Source organism: Lysinibacillus xylanilyticus, assembly GCF_001183605.1.
Lineage (GTDB): Bacteria > Bacillota > Bacilli > Bacillales_A > Planococcaceae > Lysinibacillus > Lysinibacillus xylanilyticus.
Genome location: NZ_LFXJ01000005.1, coordinates 1,320,920 through 1,339,522, shown reverse-complemented (window position 1 = coordinate 1,339,522; position 18,603 = coordinate 1,320,920). Strand labels below are relative to the sequence as shown.

The 18,603-nt window shown below is 34.8% G+C and carries 19 protein-coding genes and 1 pseudogene; 10 read left to right on the top strand and 10 right to left on the bottom strand.

Going from position 1 to position 18,603, the window contains the following annotated elements; genetic code table 11:
• Window positions 1-11: 11 nt before the first annotated feature.
• A complete protein-coding gene (gene msrA / locus ACZ11_RS09270) occupies window positions 12-545 on the top strand; it encodes a peptide-methionine (S)-S-oxide reductase MsrA (protein WP_049665503.1) in 534 nt (177 codons plus the stop codon).
• Entirely contained in the window at window positions 538-966 is a 429-nt protein-coding gene (msrB, locus tag ACZ11_RS09265) for a peptide-methionine (R)-S-oxide reductase MsrB (RefSeq protein ID WP_049665501.1), read from the top strand. The genes msrA and msrB overlap by 8 nt, the downstream gene beginning before the upstream one ends.
• Window positions 967-1,208: 242 nt before the next feature.
• On the opposite strand, the gene ACZ11_RS09260 is transcribed toward msrB, so the two are convergent.
• Both ACZ11_RS09260 and ACZ11_RS09255 read right to left on the bottom strand, forming a co-directional pair.
• On the bottom strand, window positions 1,209-1,952 hold the full coding sequence (locus ACZ11_RS09260; protein WP_049667136.1) for a formylglycine-generating enzyme family protein: 744 nt from the start codon (window positions 1,950-1,952) through the stop codon (window positions 1,209-1,211).
• 150 nt (window positions 1,953-2,102) lie between these two features.
• Complete coding sequence (locus ACZ11_RS09255) at window positions 2,103-3,941, bottom strand: methyl-accepting chemotaxis protein (protein ID WP_049665499.1); 1,839 nt, start codon at window positions 3,939-3,941, stop codon at window positions 2,103-2,105.
• 259 nt (window positions 3,942-4,200) lie between these two features.
• Between ACZ11_RS09255 and ACZ11_RS09250 the strand changes: the two genes are divergently transcribed.
• The 4 genes and pseudogenes from ACZ11_RS09250 to ACZ11_RS25725 all read left to right on the top strand — a co-directional run.
• Window positions 4,201-4,419, top strand: coding sequence for a YozE family protein (locus tag ACZ11_RS09250; RefSeq protein WP_049665498.1), 219 nt, complete (start codon window positions 4,201-4,203; stop codon window positions 4,417-4,419).
• Window positions 4,420-4,532: 113 nt separating this feature from the next.
• On the top strand, window positions 4,533-5,240 hold the full coding sequence (deoD, locus tag ACZ11_RS09245; RefSeq protein WP_049665496.1) for a purine-nucleoside phosphorylase: 708 nt from the start codon (window positions 4,533-4,535) through the stop codon (window positions 5,238-5,240).
• Window positions 5,241-5,719: 479 nt separating this feature from the next.
• On the top strand, window positions 5,720-7,249 hold the full coding sequence (locus ACZ11_RS09240) for an SH3 domain-containing protein (RefSeq protein ID WP_049665494.1): 1,530 nt from the start codon (window positions 5,720-5,722) through the stop codon (window positions 7,247-7,249).
• A 204-nt stretch (window positions 7,250-7,453) separates the two neighbouring features.
• Window positions 7,454-7,537, top strand: a pseudogene (locus ACZ11_RS25725) (purine-nucleoside phosphorylase); the annotation flags it as partial.
• Between the two features lie 186 nt (window positions 7,538-7,723).
• On the opposite strand, the gene ACZ11_RS09235 reads toward ACZ11_RS25725, so the two are convergent.
• The 4 genes from ACZ11_RS09235 to ACZ11_RS09220 all read right to left on the bottom strand — a co-directional run bounded on the left by ACZ11_RS09235 (window position 7,724) and on the right by ACZ11_RS09220 (window position 10,533).
• Window positions 7,724-8,446: a hypothetical protein gene (locus ACZ11_RS09235; RefSeq protein WP_049665493.1), complete on the bottom strand. Its 723-nt coding sequence runs from the start codon at window positions 8,444-8,446 to the stop codon at window positions 7,724-7,726.
• Window positions 8,447-8,448: 2 nt separating this feature from the next.
• Window positions 8,449-9,312: an ATP-binding cassette domain-containing protein gene (locus tag ACZ11_RS09230; RefSeq protein WP_049665491.1), complete on the bottom strand. Its 864-nt coding sequence runs from the start codon at window positions 9,310-9,312 to the stop codon at window positions 8,449-8,451.
• The gene (locus tag ACZ11_RS09225) at window positions 9,309-9,677 is read right to left on the bottom strand and encodes a GntR family transcriptional regulator (protein WP_049665489.1); all 369 of its coding nucleotides are present in this window, start codon (window positions 9,675-9,677) and stop codon (window positions 9,309-9,311) included. Before ACZ11_RS09225 ends, ACZ11_RS09230 begins: the two co-directional genes overlap by 4 nt.
• A 634-nt stretch (window positions 9,678-10,311) precedes the next feature.
• Window positions 10,312-10,533, bottom strand: a complete 222-nt coding sequence (locus ACZ11_RS09220; protein WP_053093217.1) for an NUDIX hydrolase — start codon at window positions 10,531-10,533, stop codon at window positions 10,312-10,314.
• Window positions 10,534-11,061: 528 nt separating this feature from the next.
• Between ACZ11_RS09220 and ACZ11_RS09215 the strand changes: the two genes are divergently transcribed.
• Window positions 11,062-11,949, top strand: a complete 888-nt coding sequence (locus ACZ11_RS09215) for a DMT family transporter (protein ID WP_049665485.1) — start codon at window positions 11,062-11,064, stop codon at window positions 11,947-11,949.
• Between the two features lie 511 nt (window positions 11,950-12,460).
• Here the strand turns inward: ACZ11_RS09215 and ACZ11_RS09210 are convergent.
• On the bottom strand, window positions 12,461-12,871 hold the full coding sequence (locus tag ACZ11_RS09210) for a GNAT family N-acetyltransferase (protein WP_049665484.1): 411 nt from the start codon (window positions 12,869-12,871) through the stop codon (window positions 12,461-12,463).
• Between the two features lie 410 nt (window positions 12,872-13,281).
• Between ACZ11_RS09210 and ACZ11_RS09205 the strand changes: the two genes are divergently transcribed.
• The gene (locus ACZ11_RS09205; RefSeq protein WP_049665482.1) at window positions 13,282-13,935 is read left to right on the top strand and encodes a DUF2306 domain-containing protein; all 654 of its coding nucleotides are present in this window, start codon (window positions 13,282-13,284) and stop codon (window positions 13,933-13,935) included.
• A gap of 133 nt (window positions 13,936-14,068) precedes the next feature.
• Here the strand turns inward: ACZ11_RS09205 and ACZ11_RS09200 are convergent, their stop codons facing one another.
• The 3 genes from ACZ11_RS09200 to ACZ11_RS25140 form a co-directional block, all read right to left on the bottom strand.
• Entirely contained in the window at window positions 14,069-14,533 is a 465-nt protein-coding gene (locus ACZ11_RS09200; protein WP_049665481.1) for a GNAT family N-acetyltransferase, read from the bottom strand.
• 283 nt (window positions 14,534-14,816) lie between these two features.
• Window positions 14,817-14,996, bottom strand: a complete 180-nt coding sequence (locus ACZ11_RS09195; RefSeq protein ID WP_049665479.1) for a hypothetical protein — start codon at window positions 14,994-14,996, stop codon at window positions 14,817-14,819.
• A 1,148-nt stretch (window positions 14,997-16,144) separates the two neighbouring features.
• A complete protein-coding gene (locus ACZ11_RS25140) occupies window positions 16,145-16,291 on the bottom strand; it encodes a YjcZ family sporulation protein (RefSeq protein WP_082172731.1) in 147 nt (48 codons plus the stop codon).
• 478 nt (window positions 16,292-16,769) lie between these two features.
• On the opposite strand from ACZ11_RS25140, the gene ACZ11_RS09190 reads away from it, so the two are divergent.
• Window positions 16,770-17,627 (top strand): RhaT/GlcU family sugar-proton symporter, encoded by an 858-nt coding sequence (locus ACZ11_RS09190; protein WP_049665478.1) that lies wholly within the window; start codon window positions 16,770-16,772, stop codon window positions 17,625-17,627.
• A gap of 15 nt (window positions 17,628-17,642) precedes the next feature.
• Window positions 17,643-18,428 carry a glucose 1-dehydrogenase gene (gdh, locus tag ACZ11_RS09185; RefSeq protein ID WP_049665477.1) on the top strand — a complete coding sequence of 262 codons (786 nt, stop codon included), beginning with the start codon at window positions 17,643-17,645 and terminating at the stop codon, window positions 18,426-18,428.
• Window positions 18,429-18,603: the final 175 nt, after the last annotated feature.

Here is an 18,603-nt window from a genome sequence, read left to right as displayed (position 1 = left end):
GAGTGAGATAAATGGCAAAGCAAGTTGCAACGTTTGCAGGTGGTTGTTTTTGGTGTATGGTCAAACCCTTTGACGAAACACCTGGCATTGAATCAGTAATTTCCGGCTATACGGGTGGACATGTTGTCAATCCAACATATAAACAAGTATGCTCTGAAACGACAGGGCATATTGAAGCGGTTCAAATTACGTTTGATGATGAGTTATATTCTTACGAACAATTACTAGCGACATTTTGGACATTAATTGATCCAACCGATGCAGGAGGACAATTTTATGATCGCGGAGAGTCCTACACTACCGCGATTTTTTACCACAATGATGAGCAACGTGATTTAGCTGAACGTTCTAAAGAAGATTTACAAGCATCTGGTAAGTTCGATAAACCGATCGCAGTGAAAATTTTACCGGCGAGCTCGTTTTACCCGGCCGAAGACTATCATCAATATTATTATAAGAAAAATTCAATGCACTACGAACGCTATGCTATCGGGTCTGGTCGCAAAGCGTTTCAGGAGACACACTGGGGGCTGAAAAATGAATAAAGAACAACGTTTAAAAGAGTTAACGGACATGCAATACTATGTGACACAGGAAAATGGAACAGAGCCACCGTTCCGAAATGAATTTGATAAGCACTTTGAAGAGGGTATTTATGTAGATATCGTGTCCGGGAAGCCATTATTTAGCTCGCTCGATAAATTTGATTCAGGTTGTGGCTGGCCAGCGTTTGCAAAGCCGATTGAAAAAGAAGAAGTAACGGAACATTTTGATGCTTCTCATGGGATGCGTCGCGTAGAAGTTCGAAGCTCAGACGCTGATTCTCATTTAGGTCATGTCTTTCCTGATGGACCAAGTGAGCTAGGAGGCTTACGCTATTGTATTAACTCCGCGGCCCTCCGCTTTGTACCAAAAGAAGATTTAGAAAAAGAAGGCTATGCAGAATATCTTTCGTTATTTAAATAATAACAACTCCTAGCAGGATTATATCGTGCTAGGAGTTGTTTTATGGTTTTAAAATATTTTCAAAAGCGACGGAAAGCGCCATCGAAACGGGATAGAACAACCGAAGCAACGGAAAGGGTCGTCGAAACGACGGAAGAACAATCAAGCGACGGAAAGGGCCCTTGAAACGACGGAAAGAAACGTCGAAGCGACGGATAGATTCGTCAAGCTGATGGATAGAACGTCATAATTGATTAGAAATATTAAATGATTGATCTTGCAATTCTAAATCCCATATCATCAATAAAGAAATCAGGCATACTCTTTCGGCGACAAGTAGCTCCACATCCACGTTCTTCTTCAGCCCAACTTCCTCCTCGAATTATTCTGTAATTACCAAATATCTCTTCATCGTATAAGTCCCAGCACCATTCCCAAACATTTCCTATCATGTCGTACAAGCCCCATTCATTCGGCATTTTTTCTCCAACTTTGTGTACATGTTCGTTAGAATTATCTTTATACCAAGCAATGTCATCAATGTCTCCATACCGATATCCTTTTGACTTTGCTTTACATGCATATTGCCATTCAGCATCTGTCGGTAATCGAAAGCCATTAGAACTATGATTGCATACAACTGATTTACTTTTTTTGTAAAAATCATAAAACTTGTCATAACCCAGAGCGTCAGATAATGAATTACAAAAGTTCACTGCATCTATCCATGAAACATTAACAATTGGTTTTCGATCCTGTATTGTTGAAAATTTCTTCCCCATAATAATCGTATAAAGTTCTTCAGTCACAGTATATTTGCCAAGATAAAATGGCTTTATCTCAACAATCCAAGTAACCTCTTTTAAATTTTTTCTTATACCCGGCATTCCAAATTTATAGTTTGAACTAATCCATTTTTGCTCGTTTCGAAAATCACGTAAGTTGATTTCTCCTTCAGGAATATGCACCATTAATTCTTTTAGGTATTGATTTAAGTTAGTTAGCATTGTCTTCTCCAAATCGCAAACTATTTTTTTAGACACTACTTTCATAGTACGATCTCCAATAAAATGCTCGTTTATTGAACTATATTTAAAAAACTCCGGCGCTAGTTCATGTATTTGCTTCATGTAAAATGAACATCTTTCTAGGACACTTTAAACTTTAAATTCACTGACAAGATTTCGTAGACTATCTGCTTGTTGAGCAAGCTCTGTGGCAGCGGCATTAATTTCCTGCATAGATGCTGATCCTTGAGTGGCGGCAGCAGCAGAAGTGACTGTGTTGGCAGCTGATTGCTCAGCATAGGCATTCACATGGACAAAATCATTCGCTACAGCATTGCTATAATCAAGTGTTAATGCAATTTTCTCTACCATAGTCGCGATAATTGTTGTCGTTTCTTGAGTATGCGTTAAAATATTGGCTAAAGATTGGTTTGTTTCATTCGTTACTTCAACGCCACGAATAACGGATGATACACCCTCGTGGTTTTGAGAGATTATGGATGTCACTTCGTCTTGAATGGACGTTACAATGAATGTTACTTCTCTAGCGGCATTTTGAGATTGCACTGCTAGCTTTCGAACTTCATCAGCGACAACCGCAAAGCCTCGTCCGTGCTCACCAGCGCGTGCTGCCTCAATTGCTGCATTTAATGCGAGTAAATTTGTTTGCTCTGAAATAGCAGTAATCGTGCCGATAATAGATGTTATGTCGGCGGATTTTCGACCGAGTGCTTCAACTGTGGTAGTAGTGGAGGCCATCGTTTCTTCTATTGCTTGCATAACTAATGAAGATTGTTGTACAGAGCTACTGCCTTCGTCAGCTGCTTGTTGCATAGCTAAGGAAGCACGCTTAACAGCATTTGCTTGCTCATTTAAATGGTTCACAGAATGCTCAAGATCACTCATTTTTTGTTGTGCGCTAGTCATACTAGAGATCGTATTCTCGCTATCACACGCGATATCAGCTGTAGCATCTGCAATATTCTGTATGGTACGCGCATTTTCATCGGCTAATGACATTAGCTCCTGGCTACTACTTGAAACGTGGTCCGCCAGATTACTGACACGTTTAATTAAATTAGATATCGATTCAATAAGTGTATTGGTTGAAGCGGCGATAATTGAAAACTCGTCACGATTACGAACTTTAACACGTCGTGTCAAGTCGCCACCAGCCTGTGCAATATCGAGAATGGAATGGTTAATGGCCTGTGTATTGTTTCTTAATGATTTAAATAACATAAAACCAAAAATAATAATTGCAATAAATCCAAGTATTGAAATTAAGAAGAAAGAAGTAATGGATAGCGTAACTTGCTTGTTAAGTTTATCTAATTTAGCTTTATTAGCATCATCCATAACCGCATTAATGGACTCGATATTTTTATCAATATAATTCTTCATCGTTTCGCCAGTACCGCCCATCATGAGCTTGCGAGCTTGTTCGAGACCAAGCTCATCACGCATTGTCATGACCTTTTTAGAATATTCAAGGTAATTTTTATAATATTGATTGATCGCCTGTATATGACTTAATTCTAACTCTCTTTCTGTAAACTGCTCATCTAAGGTTTTCATTTTTTTATCGATGGTATCGATTTTCATTTTATAAGAAGTAGCAAAGTTCCCGTTCCCGGTAATTAAATAGGCTTGTTCTAAATTGGTGAGCCTCGCAATTTCATACGCAAGTTGGTTGACAGTTAATTGTTCCTGAACGTTTTTCTCAGTAAAGTCCTTCATTTGTCTTTGCAGATTCTGAATATTGATATACGATAATAAACCCATTGTGCCATTTATAACAATAATGAGAGAAAATATAATAAGTACTTTTCCTCGTATTAAATGGTAAAAACGTTGTCGTTTTTCTTTAGTAGGAGGGAGATTGTGCCTATCGAATTCTAGATCATGTGTTTTCTTTTTTGAAAGGTCAGTTTTAAAGAGAGACAGGCGTTTCTGTATAGAGTTCCTGAGTTTGTGAGAGTTTTTCATCGCCATCACCATCCTATTTTTGAATATTGGTTTAAATTTTACCTTATTTTGTTAGGTATTTCTATCGTTTTTATCTAAAAATTTTCATTTTTCAGACAAAATATGCATATTATTTTTCTGAGACGAAAGTCCAGAGTTCACGAGAGAATAGTTCTATTCGTAATAGTAGGAGAAAATACTTAATAGATTTTTTTGTGACGAAGAAGATATTTTTTGATAAACTAGCGGAAAGCAGATGAGTAAAGAGGGGATTTCTAGAATGAAAAAGAGCTTTTATTTGTATGTACTGACATTCAGAGGTGGGGATTGGTCAGATCCGAAGGTGCGATTTGCGGAGGAAACGTTCCACGAACATAATTTTCCGAAGCAGAGCGAAGACTTTGATGAGCTTTCTTCGTATATTGAATCATACGCCACTGACAACTTAACAACTGAAGTATTTGATGAGTTGTGGGCATTATACGTAGATCATGCATGATATAAGTTAAAATAAAATAATTTATTTCAAGTTGCTAGACGTCTAGCATTGCGAAAAAATGAGAAACACAGTATTATTTATAGTGATAACTGACAGAAAAGAGGGATTGCAGTATGAGTATTCATATTAATGCAAAAAAAGGCGAAATCGCTGACACAATTTTACTTCCAGGAGATCCATTACGAGCTAAGTACATTGCTGAAACGTTTTTAGAAGATGTTACTTGCTATAACGAAGTACGTAACATGTTTGGTTTTACAGGTACTTATAAAGGTAAACGTATTTCTGTACAAGGTACTGGTATGGGTGTGCCTTCAATCTCGATTTACGCTACAGAACTAATGCAAGAATATGATGTTCAAAAATTAATCCGCGTAGGTACTTGTGGTGCAATTCAAAAAGATGTAAAAGTTCGTGACGTTATTTTAGCTCAAGGAGCAACTTCTGATACACGTATGAACCAAATCATTTGGGGCAGCGCTATCGACTTCGCGCCGATCTCTGACTTTGATTTATTATTAAAAGCATATAATGCAGGTAAAGAAGCTGGTTTAAACTTACAAGTAGGTAATATATTTACAGCAGATATGTTCTATTCAGATGAACACCAAAACGAAAAATTAGCTCAATACGGCGTACTAGCTGTAGAAATGGAATCTGCGGCACTTTACACATTAGCTGCAAAACACGGCCGTAAAGCACTTTCTATCCTAACAGTAAGTGACCACATTCTAACTGGTGAAGTAACATCAGCAGAAGAACGTCAAACTACATTCAACGATATGATCGTTGTAGCTTTAGAAGCAGCAATTCAAGACTAAGCGTAGCAAGGGTTTGTAGTTTGGAAGAAATTTCAAAGTGCGCAAAAGTGCCCAAACAAATAAATAGCATAAAAAATACTCAATGAGTGACCGAAAATATCGGAGCTTGTTGGGTATTTTTTATTTATAGTAAGTCGAATAATTCACTCGCTTGTTCCTTTTGTTCTTTGGCAACATAGCAAGCTTACAGAGCCATTTAACGAGCCTGAAAGAGTTGATAGATTTGACTTGGGCTTGTTTCAATGGACTTTAGAAATCTTACTTATTTCACAAAAAGGTAAAAATCCAACAATCACTATTTACAACCCTTTCACCGAATCAATATTAAACAATATATGTTAGGGCTATCATTTATCACTCAATCCTGTTAAATGAAAGAAACATTGAATATTACCACTATCCCAAATATTGGGTTTATGATAACATATATCTGAACCTTTTAACTTTAGAAAATATGAAAGGAAGTGTAATAATCTGATATGAAAAAGATATTGAAACCATTGATTAGTGTTATTGCCATTGGTGCCCTCTCCCTATCTATAAATATAGATAAAAATGTATTAGCTAATAATATTGCAAATACATGTGAGTATGATTCGGCATCGAAAGTAAACCCTGATTATTCCACAATGAACTGTTTGTTAACCGAAACAGCACTGATTTATGATGTTCCTCCTGAAATTGTGAAGGCAATAGCGGAAGGTGAAAGTGGAAATTGGCGTCATTTCGATAAGAATGGTGAAGCGATTGTGACAGCTGATAATGGAATTGGCGTTATGCAAATTACAAATAAAGCCGGCTACAATCAAGATAGACTAAAAAGCGATATTGCCTATAATATTCAAGCTGGTGTAGAGACTCTAGATGCTATGTTTAAGCGGAAGGATTTACCTAGCATCAACGGCGGGGAAAGAGATGTACTGGAACATTGGTACTTCGCTATCATGGCTTATAACGGTACTAAGCCAGTAAATAGTCCAATTGTCCAAGCAACTGGTGAAAGAAATGCAAATGCCTATCAAGAAAGAATTCTCCAAATTATTGAGAAATCGGAATTAATAGACTTAACAGATCTGCCTTTTTCACGCGAACATTTTCAATATGACTCTACCAGCAGGGAAAATATTAAATTTTCAGCGATGAACTATGATTTTGATTTACCATTAAATAAATCAAAGTATTTTTTTGAAACAAATCAAAAAGTTAGTGCAACAACTAATGTAACATTAAGGACAAGACCTACTACGGATAGTCCTTCTATGGGTACTTTACGTGAAGGCGAAATTGTTACCATTACGGGCCCTTTTGAATATGAAGAAGTATCAACGAAGAAAAACCATTTTGTTTGGTATCCTGTGAAAAGAAGTGACGGGACAAAGGGGTATGTAGCATCAAGTTATTTAAACTACTCAGCTTCAACATCAACACCAACGCCTACAACTCCAGTTACCACTACACAGGACTACTCAGCTTACGCTAAAAAGTTTGCAGACTTCAGCACTACAGCTTGGTGGAGAGATGATATGATTTGGGCAATCGACCGAGGTTTAATTAGTGGTTACGGTAACGTATGGAACGCAAAAACAAAGAAATATGAAACACAGTTACAACCGAACACACAATTAACAGAAGCTCACTTCCTAACAATCTTCTTCCGTTACGCTCAAAAAGATGAATTAGCAAGTGTAAAAAACACATCGTCTTGGAACAAAAGTGGTTTATACAACATGGCGAAAAAGTACAAAATGCCTGTACTAGCAAATGAAGAAACTACAGCTTCTAAAGGTCTAGCGGATAAGGGCATTAGACGTGGTACATTGGCACAACTGATGGCATCTTACTACTATGGGAAAACAGTAAGTCAAAACGAAGCTATTCAATTTTTCATAGATAATGGGATTACTACAGCTACATCAATCGGTGGCTATAACCCTGACCAAATTTTAACTCGTTCTCAAATATCAGCGTTTATTCAAAGATATGAATCATTCGTATCAAAGCAAAAATAATTGAACTTAGAAAACGGTTGCGTTCATTGCAATCGTTTTTCTGATTTTACGGCTGATGCAATTCAATAGGAGCTAAGTTGAATTAGCTTACCGTAATAATTGTAATAAGTTCACAGAGCCATTTATAGAGACTGTGAGCGTTAGACAGATTTAGCATTTACTATTTTTAAAAAGTAATTATACATAGTCACAAATTGAGAAAAAGGTGAAGTAACATCAGCAGAAGAACGTCAAACTACATTCAACGATATGATCGTTGTAGCATTAGAAGCAGCAATTCAAGAGTAAGGGTATCAAGGCTTTATCAAAATAAGGCGAGAGACCAAAAGAGACCAAAGTGATTTTCATAGGTCATCGAAAAGGTCACTCGCCTTATCTTTTTGCAGTCTATCAATAGTGTGCATCTATCATGTGATTTTCAGGCTGTTTTTATCATTTCTTAAGTGAGCAAATATTGAAATTAACATTACCAGTTTAATCCTTTCTAGACTTTGATTTTAACGGAGCATTTCGCATAATAGGGTATGATAATAATAATGCTCCAACACTAAATAAACCTAATAAAGTAACCAATGTCATCCCCGAAGCATCTAAATATAATTCTAAAAACCATTCCATACTATCGCTTAAATAACTACCATAATATAAAACCATGAAAATGACTGACAACAACATGAGAATAATGATGCTTTTCCGCAGCCCTAAACGAAAATAAATACTATAAAGTAGAAAAGGCACCCCGAACAAAAAGAGTCCAAACATAAGGTCAATCCATAAATAAGCCAAGAAATGATATCCATCTATTAAAAATAATCCAGGATGTAAAATGTTCGCTCCGATTTCCCATCGAAGATATAAAGTTTTTAAAATATATTGCAATACATTTAGAAAAGTAATACTTATAACAACTGTTAAAATACCTACACCATAATAGACTTTGAGCAATTGTACCCTCGTACTTCCCATCCCAATCGCAACTGGATACATTGATCTATATCCATTTACTCCAAATAATGCAATAAAAAAATAAGCGGGACCAGAAATTGAGGCAACTACATCATCTCCAAGTCCAAATATATATCCAATAAGGACCCACAACAACGTCAACGGAATAGTAATGTATAGAAACATTAATTTACCTAAATAAAATAAGGCTTCCTCTGAGACTAAACGAAATGTTCCATATAAAGAATTCATCCTTATTCTGCCTCCTCAGTCCTATTTAACAAATAATCTTGTAGTTTTACTTTTTCTATTGATAGACCATGAAAAGATGCGATCTCTTTCCATTTTTCATTAAAAGGTACATCAACCATCACTTTTAACCTAGATCCTAATTCACTTGCTTCTAATACATATTGTCCATCCGTCACTTTTTCTATCTTATTTTTGTCTCCTACCAACCAGATTCCATACTCTCTAATTTCATCTATTGGTTCATGTATGAATACTTCTTTATCATGAATAACAAGAATTGAATCACATATCTGTTGGATTTCTTCAATATGATGAGTAGATACTAAAAACAATCTTGGATGCTGCTCCTGACTTTCTCGTATAATTTTATACATTTTCTTACGCATGTTTGCGTCTAATCCATTACTAGGTTCATCCAGAATTGTGATTTTCGCATTGCTAGAAATTCCAATGATAAACTGCAAAGCAGATTTCATACCTTTTGATAACTTTGATATTTTCTTCTTTTCATCCAGCTTAAAGATCTTTAAAAGTCGATTAGCCATATCCATATCCCAATTGGAATAATAATACTGTCCAAATCGCAAAGAATCCTTTACATTCCAGATAGAACTAAATGGGTGATTTTCTTGCATATAACATACAGATTGAACTACCTCTGCTCGATTATAGGGAGCCGCTCCCATAATCTCAACAATCCCTTTGTTTGGTTTGTCATGCCCAGCAAGAAGTTTCATTAGTGTAGTTTTACCAGCCCCATTTCGCCCCCACACTGCGGTAATACCATTTTCTATTTCTTTGAAAGAAATATCCTTTAGTATTGGTTCCTCACCGTATCCATAGGTAACATTCTTAACTCGAATCACTTTTTCTCCTCCTCTTTTATTAATTTCATTACTGTCTCAACACTCATTCCCAATCGCTTGGCTTCTTCTAGCAGTGGCAATATATATTCCTTTCGATACTGTTTTTTCCTTTCATCTAACAATTTTGTTTTAGCTCCTTCCATAACAAACATCCCAATTCCACGTTTTTTATAAATGATTTCTTCATCAACCAAAGTCTGTAGTCCTTTTCTTACAGTTGCTCTGTTGATGTTATAAAAATTTGATAATTCATTTTCAGATGGAACTTTTTCGCCTTCTGTTAAGTGTCCTTCAACAATGTCGTTTATTACTATTTGTGCGATTTGCTGAAAGATGGGTAGTGATTCATCTAATATTGGCTTCAACAAGAACACTCCTTTCTTTGCCCCAGTTTTGCTCATGCTGATTGTATGGTTGTATACTTGTGTAACCAACTGTACAATGACTGTTTAATTTTGTAAAGAGGCTTTTGTTCAATACATGGCTTTTTTAAGAATTTCTCCTGAAAAAAATGATGTATCGATAACGTAAAAAACACTGATTCATCCATTAACGAAGTCAGTGTTTTTCTTATTCAGGTGCCTTACTGGAACAGGTTAAGTGTATTGCAATCGACAAAGTAGGGAACAAGTTTTTCATTTGAAATGGTCTCTCAAAACTGGAGACCGTGAGAGACCAAAATAAGCATTTTACGCAAGAAAAATTGCTTTACAAGATGTAATATTATTTGAAAGTTTGATTTTAGGAAATATCCATAAATCTCGATATATAAAGCACGTTCTATCCTAACAGTAAGTGAGCACATCCCAATTGGAGAAGTAACAAGTTCAGAAGAACACCAAGATAAGGACACTTGCTTGAGTCTTTTGGTCAACAGAGCGAAGCAGGGGGGCATAGAAGTGGTTGAGGAGGCTTAACAAAAGGAATTGTGTGTAATTTTCAAGATTGATGGGTGAGTTTATTGTTTTGGATAACGAGAGGTGGATAATAGACCCGTTTCTAATCAGTTGAAATATAGCCAACCTTTTCTAGTAATTTCAATGTTGTATAATTTAAATCTGGAAGTTTTTCTAAAGGGAAATATTTTAAATCTTTACTCTCCTCATTTTGCTTAATAATGCCTTTTACAGCTGTTGCTTTAAAAATGGCCGTCGCATTATAAATTTCATCCCCATGTGGAAATTTGTAATATAACTCTTTCCCTGATGCTAATCCAACCAATTTCAATTCTTCAAATTTGTTATATTGGATTTGACAATACAATCATTACAGCGTGATTTTTCGGTCATTGAAAATCTAAAGATGTGTAAGGTTTACATGTAATTGATTGAAAAACTCTTAAAAGCTATAACTAGCGAACAATACAACATCAAAAGAGATTTAGCAAAGTAGGAAAAGGTGAGCGAGTATTTCAGCGATTTAACCGTTACTACACCTGGAGAGGACCAAGTATTAAGATATGCTAATCAGGCGTTAAAAAATCAAGTTGAGGGATTGCTTTTAAACCATATAAACAAATGACCAGACGCTTGTTTGGTCAATAAAGTTTGTAACATGTATAGATTCCATCGTTTTCAGGAATCTACAAAGCTAAGTAGGTTAGGGAAAAACCTTTTTACAAACTTGAAATACGATGATAATATGTATTAGGCGATAATTCCAAGAGAAGATAATTCTTTCCTAAAACTGTTGGATATTCTCTCTAGATATTTCGTTAATTAAAGAACGACAGAAGGTATAGTAAATACAGTGACAAATCTAATGTATGTATTTTGTTTAATAGTGTGGGGGCTTAATTTTATTGCAGTGAAAATTCAAGGAACGCCAGTAAGCTTAGAATTATCTTTGACTTATCGGCTTGTTATTACTGCATTTTTATTTATTGCCCTAGTAATGTTTATTAAGCCTAAAGGGGTACCTACAAGGAAAGATATACCCTTTATCATTGTGTTTGGTGTTTGTAACTTTGCTTTAAGTTATTTATGCCTATATTACGCAACAATATTAAGCTCAGCAGCAATTGTAACATTAATCTTTTCATTAAAAGTGATACTGACGCCGTTAGCTCTTCGTATTTTCTTAAAAGAGCAACTACATCCTCGTGTTTTGTTTGGAGGACTTTTAGGGGTGTTTGGAGTTTGTGTTCTCATTTATCCTTCTTTAAGTAATTTTTCTAGCACAGATGTTCTAAAAGGCATTATGGTTGCTCTTTTAGGTACAGTACTTACAGCGATTGGTGATGTAAGTTCTGCAAGGAACGCCAGAGTAAAGATTGATCCTATTTATTCTAATGCAATTGGTTTTGCTGTAGGAAGTATTTTAATGTCAATAATTGTATTGTTACAGGGACAAAAAATCATAATTCCTACATCAACAACATACATATCTGCTTTACTGTACTTAACATTGATAGCATCTTTCCTAGCATGGCTATTTTATTTAAAGCTTGTTGAAAGAATAGGTGCTGCCAAAAGTGGGTACATGGTAGCTTTATTTCCGGTTATTGGGGGTATAGCATCTGTTCTAATTGGTGAATCACTTCTTTCAATATATTTGATAATAGGATGTCTATCTAGCTGTATAGGTGCAGCTATAGCTTTAGGATTTAGAATTCCCCGAAAAATTAAACAAACGTGAATAAAGACAATGGGTACAAATTAAATCAGATAACAGTAGACCGCTCAGAAATGGGCGGTTTTTTGTATTTGTTTTTTCATAACCTGTAGGGGACAAAGCGCATTGAAACGTTGTTGAGCTTAGAAGCTGCTATTTTGTAGAGTAGTCTTATTAAGGGTTTGATGGCTTGGATTTTTTAATAAGTGACCTAATTGTACATAGCTTTTTCTTCTGCTACGTGTGAAAAGCTTTTTAGTGTTTCACGTATTTTAGCGAGTTTAAGGCTATGAAAGGTTATAGTAGGTTAGGGGTGTTGAAGCATAATTTCATTCCAGTTTGCTTTCAATTTTTGACTATTCTGAGGGGTACAAAGCCATGTACAAAAGTATGTGAGCGATCGTGTAAACATATGATAGCCTAATAAAAGGACTTGTATATATGAGGAATATCATACACACAAGTCCTAGAATAGTGGATATATCAAATTTCATTTATTTTTTTGTTGGGTTAAATGTCTAGCATTAGCACACAATTAAGTCATTTTTGCAAAAGCTACAAGTGTTCCTTTGTCACAAGATTGGAAACCATTCTTTTCATAAAAATGACGGACATCAGGGGCTTCTTCTGTTAAAAGAACCTTTTGACGAACATCTTTATATTTTTCTAAAATATGATTCATCATATCAGTCGCGATGCCTCGATTTTGATGGCTATTCAAAACTAAAATATCCTGTATATAAAGGATTGTAAGACCATCACCCACAACTCTTGTTAAACCAATTAATTGATCATTTTCCCATGCAGATAATACATAGATAGAGTTTAACAATGCTTGCTGTAACTGGTCTAAATCTTTTGTATATGCATACCATTCTACATCCTCATATAGTACTTTTAAATCGTTCTTATCAATATACTTTTCTTCTTTAAATATAATTGTCATTTTTCTTCCTCCTCAAAATTTTATTTTGAAGAGTGTAAACGTAATTTATCCACTGCCTTATACCTCCTTTCAAACTATTTTTCACGTTCTTGATTGAGTTATTTAAATTATGCCAAAATTATAAATATAAGTCAACTCTACTATCCTTTTATCCATAGGGAGAGAAAGCATGGCAATCTAAGAAATATCAAAAAATTCTATATGGTTCAAATTTCATTTAAAAAATAAAACCTCTTACGCGCATTTTTTTACCACTTATTAGGTGGGAAGGGGATGTCGTGAAATTAAATGTTACAGTAAGAACAGAAAGAAATCATACATAACAAAACAAGTACTTAAATAGCATATAGATGAAGTGAGGAGATTCTTTTGAACGCAAAATCCGACATTAAAAAATAGGAGGTAGAAAGATGCATAAAAAAACTTGGCTTATATTGATTTGTTTAGCTATTTTAATATCTTGTTATTCAGTTGTTCAATATTTCTTCATGGATGCGCATCAAGCAGGATTTGTTAAATTAAAGCTTATGTTAAATGCAACATTGAGTTCGTTTTGGTACATAATGCTTTATTTGCATATCATATCTGGAGTAGTGGCTTTAGTCATTGGTCCCTTTACTTTATTTTCGAAGTTTAGAGAAAAAAATATAAAACGTCATCGTATGATGGGGAAAATTTATTTGATAGGTATTTTATTAGGAAGCGTTTCAGGGCTTTATTTAGCCTTTTATGCTACAGGAGGATTGATGTCTCAGTTGGGGTTTGGTTTCTTATCTACATTTTGGTTGATAACAGCATTACAAGCTTTTGCTAAAATTAAAAATAAAAAAGTTTTTGATCATCAAAAGTGGATGATAAGAAATTATTCTTTAACCTTTGCAGCTGTCACATTAAGAATATGGCTTGTCTTGTTTACTATACTATTTGGGTTTGAACATTTTAATCTTAGCTACTCTATAATCGCTTGGTTATGTTGGATACCCAATTTAATAGTTGTGGAATGGTATATCCAACGAAAATTTAATATATTGAAGCATCAGGAAAATGCGAAATTACAATTTTAAACAACAAACAAAAATGGATTACTCTGTGATGAGTAGTCTTTTTGTTTGTTCTATGCTCTCACTATCAAAAACTGAATTATAGACAGTCATATTAATATTAAATAGAAATTTACAATTTTTGTGTAATCGAACATTACATTATCTTTTTTGTATAATCAAATAAAATAAGCTTTTCATTTATTTGATGTTGACCGATTTTCTTATAGCCCAATTTTTCGTAGAAGTGATGATTTCTAATATTTAAATGTGGTGTATCTAAAACCCATTCAACTGCTGAAGGAAATTCTTCTTCTACCAATTGCATTATCTGGCTACCAAGCCCTTTGTTTTGATATTTATTTGAGATGAATATTCTGTTTAATCGATATTTGTTATCTTTTAAATCACGCACATCTATACCCCCAATAATCACATTATTGTGCCATATGGTATAGTGTATAAAGAGTTCAATTTTTCGAAGTAATCGTTCGATCGGTTCATTTACTGGACTTGTATCATGGTCTTCATACTTTCTTAAATCATCTTCAAATGCTTCTTTCTGTATTTCTAAAAGAATAGGAGCTTCAGTTTCATTGGTTCTTTTGATAACGATACTCATTAAAATCTCTCCTTTACGAAATCAAATACTCAATTTTCACAGTCGAATTTGTTTGTCAAATGTTCTTCACAAAGACTTGTACGAATAAATACATCTTTAATATTCGAAATTGTTGTGTCAAATTCCTTCACTTTGAAGTATTAAAATCATGCTATTGATCAATTGGTGGGATTTAGTAAATTACGAATGGCCATCATGATTACAAACACACTCACAAAAGGTTTGAAATTATAGGATATTCATTTTTTTATATGTGGGCCATTATCGCTCTATTTTTAAAAGCCTATTTATTAAAAATAGTTGTATTTTCGATACGAATTGAGTCAACTTCACCACAATCTAAGCAAAATGTGTAGATCTTGTTTGCCCCTTTAAATGAGCCTTTACTTGGTTTTATAGGTATGTAATCTGTAGCCTCTGTAAATTGGGTTTTTCCACATCTTTTACATTTTTTATCGATCATGAATTTCGCTCCTTAATTGTGCTTAATTTAATTTCTACTTCTATACTCAACAGAATTATAACACGAATAAGGTATTATTTAGGTATACATGAAAAAAATGCTATGCTAGTAGATTCGATGTGATAAGTTGAATGATTGTGGGCTTTCGTATTGTCATATAAACAGCTTATTTATTGTGTCGACAAAAGCGAGCTGTATCTTTTTTCTTTTATTAACTCTACAGTCCATTTAAATTATAGAAAACATACATTGTAGATAAAAAACATGCTCAATTAATGGTATTCAGTGTAGAAAAATTAGTAGAAATGGTGATTGTTCTTCTGTTTGTAGGTGTGAAGAGGAGGCAATTTGACTAGCAAATAGGCATCTGCGTAGACTGTTAATCCTTTTATAGCATAACCTATATCGAAATCGAAAGGAGGAAAAGATATGCGATACGATTACGGACATGATACTTATGGGGGACAACATGGTGGGAGACATCCATATTACCCGGTTACTGCTCCAGCCCATGTTTATCCGACTCATCACTATCCAACCCACCATTACTACCCAATGCATTACTACCCAACCCATACAACATATCCATCACATCATCGCCATCCGCACCACCACCACCACCACTATCCGAACCCACGCTATTACTAATATATCTATAAAAAAAGAAACGACAATATCTTTATAAAGAGTTCGCCGTTCCATTTCCTGTAAATAATTATTTGGAATGCTTTAAGTGTAAAAAAGGTGACTAATTAAATTTACAATTTCCTGAACTGAGACTATTGTTCATTAATTAAGGTTTATATATATAGGGTCAGCGGAGGAAAGTGATCCTTAACTTATCATTTTTGGAGGCAGGAATAACTTAGTTTTCCCTAAATGAGCATAAGGCGAGGTATTGAGTATAATTTATTAATAGCCTGAAGCTAGTGCCCGCGATACGTATGGATAAAAAACGATAATGTAAAGAATAAATAATTGTTGGCACTAGTGAAATTTTGACTTATTTTGTGACGGGGAATAATTAATTGAGGCTGGATCGTTGGGCAAATTCATACCCTAAAGGGCGGCACATTATCTCATCTAAAAAAGGTCACTCTGTGGAAGTGACCTTGAATGAACAGGTATGCTAAACAATTTCACCCTGTTTATTTTATGAAAGTAGCGCCGACAATAATTAAAAGAATGAACAGAACAACAATTAGAACAAATGTTGAACCGTTATTGCCACCTCCATAGCTATAACCTCCGTAGCAACAATTGTTGTAATTGCCATAGTTTCCGAAGCATCCCATAAAGAATTCCTCCTTTCTACAACTATAATATGTACCTTTATAGAAAATAGTGGAGGTATTTATCCAACAAAAAGTCCTTTAAAATGAGAAACTCGAAAAAAATTTAACAATAAAAAAGGGCCACCATATGGAAGTGACCCTCAGTAACAATTCAAGGCGGTGTGTAAGCTAAATAATAGCTTAATTTATATTATGATGGGATAACTACTATTGTAGAGTTGATTGCCTTAGTAATGAATAAAAAATATAAAAAAAGTGACTTATAATATTGAGGACCAAGATAGCTTAGTTGCCATCTTGGTTATTTTGCGTTATGAAAGTGCAAGTTTTACATTACAAATTAAGCAAAACTAAAATCGTGGTTCTAAGTTAAAAGTATAAAAAATTTACCTTGGTACATCATAAAAAAGTATTATGGATGTTTTGTTTCAAGTAACAATAATCAGAATCAAATAAAGCATTTAGAGAGGTGAAAGAAATGGATATTATCCTTGCATTATTACCAGCTCTCTTTTGGGGAAGTATAGTATTATTTAACGTCAAGCTCGGTGGTGGACCCTATAGTCAAGTACTAGGGACTACATTTGGTGCACTTATTTTCTCAATAGGTATTTATTTTTTTGTAAAGCCTGAGTTAACACCATTAGTGTTTGGAGTCGGAATTGTATCAGGTCTCTTTTGGGCCTTAGGACAAGTAAACCAATTGAAAAGTATTGATTTAATGGGTGTTTCCAAAACAATGCCTATTTCGACAGGGCTACAATTAGTGTCCACAACTTTATTTGGTGTAATTGTGTTCCATGAATGGTCGACAACAATGTCGGTTATTTTAGGTGTTCTTGCACTTATAAGTATTATTATAGGGATCGTACTTACATCTCTTCCAAATCCAGAGGAGAAAAAAGAAGATCACGGAAGCAATTTGAAAAAAGGGATTTTAATTTTACTTGTTTCAACGTTTGGATATTTAGTATATGTGGTGGTAATACGTTTATTCAATGTTAGTGGATGGTCTGCTTTATTACCACAAGCAATCGGGATGGTAATAGGTGGGGTTTTATTAACCTTTAAGCATAAACCATTTAATAAATATGCGTTTCGTAATATTATCCCAGGTTTAATCTGGGCGGCCGGAAATATGTTTTTATTCATATCTCAACCACGTGTAGGTGTCGCAACAAGTTTTTCTCTCTCCCAAATGGGGATCATCATCTCCACTTTAGGCGGAATTTTTATATTAGGTGAGAAAAAAACAAAACGGCAATTCATTGCAATTATCATAGGGATTGTTTTTATAGTTGCTGCTGGCATTATGTTAGGGATTGCGAAAAAATAAAAGGGAGGGCATTGTATGTATCCAGATTTAGAAGGAAAAGTTGTTGTGATTACAGGTGCTGCAACGGGATTAGGTAAAGCGATGGGTATTCGCTTCGCAGCAGAAAAAGCGAAAGTAGTTATTAATTACCGTTCAAATGAAGCGGATGTTAAAGCTGTCGTTGAAGAAGTTAAAAAAGCCGGTGGGGAGGCCATTGCTGTAAAGGGCGATGTTACAGTTGAAGCGGATGTTATTAATCTCGTTCAAACAGCTGTAAAAGAGTTTGGAACTCTCGATGTCATGATTAATAACGCAGGAATAGAAAATCCAGTAGCTTCTCATGAAATGCCGTTAAGTGATTGGAATAGAGTCATCAATACAAATTTAACGGGTGCGTTTTTAGGATGTCGAGAAGCGATTAAATACTTCGTGGAGAACGATATTAAAGGTACTGTAATCAATATGTCCAGTGTTCATGAGAAAATTCCTTGGCCTTTGTTCGTGCATTATGCCGCTAGTAAAGGGGGCATTAAATTAATGACTGAAACTTTAGCGTTAGAATATGCTCCAAAAGGAATTCGTGTCAATAACATCGGACCTGGAGCGATCAATACACCCATAAATGCAGAAAAGTTTGCAGATCCAGCAAAACGTGCAGATGTAGAAAGCATGGTTCCGATGGGGTATATCGGAAAACCAGAGGAAATTGCTGCAGTCGCAGTATGGCTTGCTTCATCGCAGGCTAGTTATGTAACAGGGATTACTTTATTTGCGGATGGTGGAATGACTTTATATCCTGAATTCCAAGCTGGTCGTGGTTAAGGAATGTTGTTAACTAAGGTATCAAGAGTTTCTTGATGCCTTTTATTTAGGTGTCAAAGTTGAATATATTTCTTATTTTACTTATAATTAGTACCAGTTACTAAAATGAGGTGATAAAAATTATTTTAGTCTAAGGTATTTCTTATGATGAAAAATAATACATATTAAAGGAACT